The following is a 2,240-nucleotide window of genomic DNA, read 5'->3' on the forward strand; positions in this document are numbered from 1 at the left end:
TGGCTGTTGGAGGCTGGGTTGCCGAAAATATCGGACAGGTAGGGAATCATTTTTTCGGCAACGCGGCGGTCAACGGGAGTGGTGGCGGCGTAGTCGAGGTATACGGGGGTTTTGACGGTCATGGTTTGCTCTTTCGTTTGGTCATCTGCCTGCGGTCTTTGCCGCAAGTCGGTTTAATGAATGTGTGTAAAAGTAACGACATGACTGCTGTCGCTGCAGTTTTTTTGTTCAATGATGCTTTGCAGCGTAACGCTGCTGAGGTAATCATTGATGGTTTTGTTTAAGTTTTCCCAAAGGTCATGGGTCAGACAGGGGGCACCGTGGTGGCAGTTTGCTTTGCTGCCGCATTGTGTGGCATCCAGTCGGTCTTCGGCTGCGGAGATGATTTGTGCAATATTGATTTGCTCGGCGGGTGCGGCAAGGATATAGCCTCCGCCTGGGCCGCGTAGGCTTTCAACCAATCCGGCACGGCGCAGCTTGCTGAATAATTGTTCGAGGTAGGACAGCGATATGCTTTGTCGTTCGCTGATGGCACTGAGTTTGACAGCGCCGGTTTGCGCGTTCATCGCCAAATCTATCATGGCGGTTACTGCAAATCGCCCTTTGGTAGTCAGTCTCATGGTGTGGTTGCCTGTGTGGGGCGTTTTTATTAGTAGGGGAATTGTCTAATATCTGAGTGTTTCAGTCAAGTATGTGGCGGTTCGGTTTGATTGTTTGTTTAAATGGTGGCATGGGCTGATTTTTAAATCGGAAAATATTTTCCTTATTTTTCTGTAATTTGGACTTAAGGCCGTCTGAAAAAAGGCTATCAACCCTACAAATATCAGGGTTAAAATGTTTTGATTTAATATTGATACTGATATAGATTATCAAAATTATTCTTAAAATTTAGTTGTTTTGATGGAGTAAAATAATGAGGTGTTTGAAATGTTCAGACGGCCTTGACCATCCATCTTTACCTTAACAGAGGCAATCGACAATGAAATGTAATTTAAGCAAAATAACCTGTATCGAAGACTTGCGCCTTGTTGCCAAACGTAAAATGCCGCGTATGTTTTATGACTATATTGACTCAGGCTCTTGGACGGAAACCACTTATCGTGAAAACACTTCGGATTTTAAAGACATCCGTTTCCGCCAAAAGGTATTGGTTAATATGGAGGGGCGCAGTCTCGAAACCAAAATGATTGGGCAGGATGTGAAAATGCCGGTAGCGATTGCGCCAACAGGTTTCACGGGTATGGCGCACGCCGACGGTGAAATTTTGGCGGCGCGTGCGGCGGAAAAATTTGGTATTCCGTTTACGCTGTCGACCATGTCCATTTGTTCGATTGAGGATGTGGCTGAAAACACCAGCGCGCCGTTTTGGTTTCAGCTTTATGTGATGCGCGACCGCGAGTTTATGGAAAACCTGATTAAGCGTGCGAAGGATGCCAAATGTTCGGCTTTGGTATTGACCGCTGATTTGCAGGTCTTGGGTCAACGCCACAAAGACATCAAAAACGGCCTGTCCGCGCCGCCGAAACCAACCATTGCCAATTTAATCAATTTGGCGACCAAACCGGAATGGTGTATGAAAATGCTGAACACGGAACGTCGCACCTTCCGCAATATTGTCGGTCATGCGAAAAACGTGGGCGATTTGTCTTCGCTGTCTTCGTGGACTTCCGAACAATTCGACCCGCGCCTGAGCTGGGATGATGTGGCGCGCATTAAAGATTTGTGGGGCGGCAAGCTGATTATCAAAGGCATTATGGAGCCTGAAGATGCGGAAAAGGCAGCGAAAAGCGGCGCGGACGCATTGGTCGTTTCCAATCATGGTGGCCGTCAGCTTGACGATACCGTGTCCGCCATTAAAGCTTTGCCTGATGTGGTCAGCGCAGTTGGCAGCGATATCGAGGTTTGGATGGACAGTGGTATCCGCAGCGGTCAGGATATTTTGAAGGCTTGGGCTTTGGGTGCGAAAGGTACGATGATTGGTCGGGCGTTTCTGTATGGTTTGGGTGCGTATGGTGAAGAAGGCGTAACCCGTGCGCTGGAAATCCTGTATAAAGAAATGGATATTTCCATGGCATTTACTGGTTATCGCAATATTCAAGATGTGGATTCCAGCATTTTGCGTTCTACGCGTTGGGCTCAAGATGAATTTTAATTTTTAAACATAAGAAAAGGCCGTCTGAAAATCTGTTTTCAGACGGCCTTTTTATAGACGGCTATTTCTCGTTTTTGCGATACCATTC

The 2,240-nt window shown here is 47.0% G+C and carries 2 protein-coding genes; one reads left to right on the top strand and one right to left on the bottom strand.

From position 1 onward, the window contains the following. Window positions 1-173: 173 nt before the first annotated feature. On the bottom strand, window positions 174-620 hold the full coding sequence (gene iscR / locus ACTHUE_RS16135; protein ID WP_004519894.1) for a Fe-S cluster assembly transcriptional regulator IscR: 447 nt from the start codon (window positions 618-620) through the stop codon (window positions 174-176). A 359-nt stretch (window positions 621-979) separates the two neighbouring features. Here iscR and ACTHUE_RS16140 point away from each other — a divergent pair, with 359 nt between their 5' ends. Next, on the top strand, window positions 980-2,152 hold the full coding sequence (locus ACTHUE_RS16140) for an alpha-hydroxy acid oxidase (protein WP_049344453.1): 1,173 nt from the start codon (window positions 980-982) through the stop codon (window positions 2,150-2,152). The last annotated feature ends 88 nt before the right edge of the window (window positions 2,153-2,240 follow it).

It is taken from the genome of Neisseria sp. P0021.S005 (assembly GCF_051956955.1).